Consider the following 3,915-nt stretch of genomic DNA (forward strand, 5'->3'; position numbering starts at 1 on the left):
ATGCGTTGCCCGTTCCCGTCCATCAGCGACCGCGATCAGTCGAGAGCCCCGCACGATGGCGAGAGTTTCGGCCCGCCCGCAGAGAAGCCCTCGCGGTCGAAGCGCTGCTGCGCGGAAACATAGCGAAGCGGTGGAACCTGGCCCTGCTCTGTGAGCACGTGCACCTATCGGATAAGCAATTGGTGCGCGTCTTCGAGGACGCCTACGGCAGCACCCCGCACAGATACCTCACGATGCTTCGCGTCGCAGAGCTGGCCCGGCTGCTGCGCGAGACCGAAGTACCCGTGACCGTGGCGATAGGTCGCGTCGGGTGGAACAGCCGAGGCCACGCCGCGGAAATTTTCCAACGACACGTCGGCGTCACTCCCGCCCGATACCGACGCTACGGGCCGCCCACGGCCGCCTCGGAACGGTGAATCACGGAGCCCCGGCAGTGCTGAAAAGTGCTAACGAAAGTGCTAAGCAACGTGTATGTCGGGGTACTACGGTGAAGTTATCCACAATCTAGACGCCGTAGATCGTTGATTTTATGCGGCAGAACGCCCCGCCGAGATTCGAGGCGCGAGGGGGTCGAGGTCAGTTCAACTCCCGCGTCGCCGTCGGGTTCATCACCGCGTCTTCGCCCACACCGTGCCCCGGTGCACCCCGAACTGACGAGCCACGGCGTTCACGCTGATGCCCTGTGCGCGGGCTGTTCGCATAGCGTCCACTTCCTCGTCGGTCAGGCGTGTTCGAGGTCGTTTCTTTGGTTCCGCCGACGCGCCGATCAACGGGTCGTCGGCCTCGCCGTCGGACTCTGCATCCGCGCAAACCCCTTGATTCCACGCGGAAACCAGCCTCTCGACCCGAGGTCGCCTGTTCCCACAACGCTCCATTGCTTCCACACCGAGCCTCGCCTAGCGGACCAAGCGCATCACCCACAGGTCGCCGGCGCGATCCTCCTGCTTCTCGGCTCCATCCGGCACGAAGCCGTTGCGTCGGTAGAAGGCCTGTGCGCGCCGATTGTCCCGGGCCACCCACAGCTGACAGGGCTCAGAGCCCACGACTGCGTCCAGCGCTGAGTCGTCATAGAAGTCGGCAGGCAGAAGCGTTCCATAGGCCTCGCGCCAGCACTCGTTGTGCACCCGGGCGAGACCGTCGGCATCGTGCGGGTCAGGGCGGCGCAGAGTCCAGTTCGGATGGGCCACGTGCTGAAGGCTATCGCAGAGCTGCTGGCTCCACTCTGCCTGGCGAGTCGGGGGGAGTCAGCCGACCTGCAAAGAGCGCATCAGCCGCGGTGCCAGCGATCGTCCTCGGGGTCTCGGACCCAGTGCTCGGCAGGCTCCGTGGGCACCGGATCCCCGCGCAGCCAGAAGGTCGCGTCGGGATCCCAGCCGGCGATCACCGTCCATCGGCCGTCGCCCAGCGGCAGCCCGCGTCCGGCGAGCTCCAGGTAGGCGACGGCTGGGAGGTGGAAGCCATCCGCCTCCTGCGCCACTGCGCTCCAGTCGGGGATCACCCACCGCCCCACCCTCCCGGTGGCCCGATACCCATCGTTACGGCGGGAGGCGCTGACCTCCAGTGGATGCGTCCGGCACAGCAGCAACCAGTCCTCGGCGCATCGGATCTCCAGGACACGACCCGGGAGGCCCACCGCCGCCACGTCGGCGGCCTCCCACCCGAAGCCGTCCTCCACGAGATCCAGGGTCTCGGGGATCCGCCCGACGGCGGAGCGTCGCAAGATCACGGGCGTGGACCACCAGGTCCCGGAGATGTTCGCCTGCGGGTCCGCGGGCCTGTCCCACTGGGCCTGGAGCTCCTCAGCGCGCGTGGAGCGGGCCCACTCCTGAAGGCTGGGCCCCTGGCCTCCGTGCGAGAGATCGGGGTCATCCCATGCGATCAGCCTCTGCTGCTGGAGCGCATCCTGGCTCCACCAGCTCAGTTCGGGAACCACCGTCAGCTCGTGGGCCAGGGGGCGCAGCGCCGTCTGGATCGCGGGATCGGCTGCGAGCAGATCCTCGCCGTCGGGCTCCTGCCAGTACCGGGCAGCATTGACCGCGGCGCCGAAGGCCTTCTGGGTGCTCGTCGGTGACAGGATCCCGAGGGGCACCGACCGAGCGCCGAGATCAGCGCAGGAATGCTGGCCTCCTGCACATCCTGCACCGCCCGCAGCTCCTGCGGTGCGCTCGCAGCATCCGGCTCGGCCTCCAGGAGCGGCATCATCTGCCAGGTGCCTCGGTTCGGATCGAACCGTGCTGCGAGCTCCCATACGAGCAGGGCCACCTCTTCGGAGTGGATCTCCGCCAGCTCCAAGCACAGGCGCGCCCCGCGCGGCCCGTCGAGCAGGCGCGCGGCCTGTGTCTCATCTATCTGCTGAGGCTAGGCCGGCGGCGCTGCGCCGCGCCAGATCCGGGCGCGGGCAACAAGCGGTACCCATGGAGGGCTGTCCGGCCCCCGGACTAGGCTGAGGCCCATGACTGCAGAGAAGAAAGCTCAGATCGGCGTCACCGGACTCGCGGTGATGGGTGCCAACCTCGCGCGCAACTTCGCGCATCACGGCTACACGGTGGCCCTGCACAACCGCTCGGTCGGCAAGACCGATGCCCTGATCGCCGAGCACGGCGACGAGGGCGATTTCATCCGCACCGAGTCCATGCAGGAGCTCGTGGACTCGCTCGAGAAGCCGCGCCGCATCCTCATCATGGTCAAGGCCGGCGCCCCGGTGGACTCCGTGATCGAGCAGCTCGTCCCACTGCTGGACGAGGACGACATCATCATCGACGGCGGCAACTCGCACTACCCGGACACCATCCGCCGCGAGCAGGCGCTTGCGGAGAAGGGCCTGCACTTCGTGGGCGTCGGTGTCTCCGGAGGTGAGGAGGGCGCGCTCAACGGCCCGTCGATCATGCCGGGCGGCTCACAGAAGTCCTACGACTCCCTGGGCCCCATGCTCGAGTCCATCGCCGCGGACGCCCCCGGGGACGGCAAGCCCTGCTGCGCCTGGATCGGCACCGATGGCGCCGGGCACTTCGTGAAGATGGTCCACAACGGCATCGAATACGCCGACATGCAGGTCATCGGCGAGGCCTACGAGCTGCTGCGCCAGGTCGGGGGCATCGAGCCGGCACAGCAGGCCGAGATCTTCACGCAGTGGAACAGCACCGAGCTGTCGTCCTACCTGATCGAGATCACCGCAGAGGTCCTCAAGCAGGTCGACTCCCGCACCGGCAAGCCCCTGGTCGACGTCATCGTGGATGCCGCCGCCATGAAGGGCACCGGCACCTGGACCGTGCAGGCCGCCCTCGAGCTGGGCTCGCCGGTCACCGGCATCGCCGAGTCCGTCTTCGCCCGCGCGCTGTCCTCCACGGCTCGTGAGACCCGCCTTGAGGCTCAGGAGACCCTGGCCGCAGGGGTTCCCGAGCCCGGCACCGTGGATGACGCCGCCTTCATCGAGGACGTCCGCCGCGCCCTGTACTGCTCCAAGCTCGTGGCCTACGCCCAGGGCCTGGAGATGCTGGACGCCGCCTCGGCCGAGCACGACTGGGACCTGCAGCTCGACGTCATCGCCTCACTGTGGCGCGCCGGCTGCATCATCCGCGCGGAGCTGCTCGAGGACATCATGGCCGCCTACAAGGACAAGGAGACCGCCCCGCGCAACCTCCTGTTCGCCCCGGCCTTCCGCGATGTCATTGCCGAGTACCTTCCGTCGTGGCGCCGCGTGGTCGTGGAGGCCACCAACCGCGGCATCCCGGCCCCGGTCTTCGCCTCGTCGCTGTCGTACTACGACGGCCTGCGCCGCCCCCGTTCCAACGCCGCCCTGACCCAGGGCCTGCGGGACTACTTCGGTGCGCACACCTACCTGCGCACCGATGCAGAGGGCGCCTTCCACACGCTGTGGAGCCTGTCACTTAAACACATCTCCGAGCCCACGAGACC

The 3,915-nt window shown here is 68.1% G+C and carries 4 protein-coding genes; 2 read left to right on the top strand and 2 right to left on the bottom strand.

Annotation, left to right across the window (positions count from 1 at the left end; all coding sequences use genetic code 11):
• Positions 1-158: 158 nt before the first annotated feature.
• Complete coding sequence (locus M3E84_RS12330; protein WP_259896577.1) at positions 159-416, top strand: helix-turn-helix transcriptional regulator; 258 nt, start codon at positions 159-161, stop codon at positions 414-416.
• 480 nt (positions 417-896) lie between these two features.
• On the opposite strand, the gene M3E84_RS12335 is transcribed toward M3E84_RS12330, so the two are convergent.
• A complete protein-coding gene (locus M3E84_RS12335; protein ID WP_259896574.1) occupies positions 897-1,187 on the bottom strand; it encodes a hypothetical protein in 291 nt (96 codons plus the stop codon).
• An 80-nt stretch (positions 1,188-1,267) separates the two neighbouring features.
• Entirely contained in the window at positions 1,268-2,089 is an 822-nt protein-coding gene (locus M3E84_RS12340; protein WP_259896575.1) for a hypothetical protein, read from the bottom strand.
• Between the two features lie 363 nt (positions 2,090-2,452).
• On the opposite strand from M3E84_RS12340, the gene gndA reads away from it, so the two are divergent.
• Positions 2,453-3,915 (top strand): NADP-dependent phosphogluconate dehydrogenase (gene gndA / locus M3E84_RS12345; protein ID WP_259896576.1); only part of this gene is annotated, 1,463 nt, incomplete at its 3' end.

This window comes from Kocuria sp. p3-SID1428 (assembly GCF_025149945.1).
Taxonomy (GTDB): Bacteria; Actinomycetota; Actinomycetes; order Actinomycetales; family Micrococcaceae; genus Kocuria.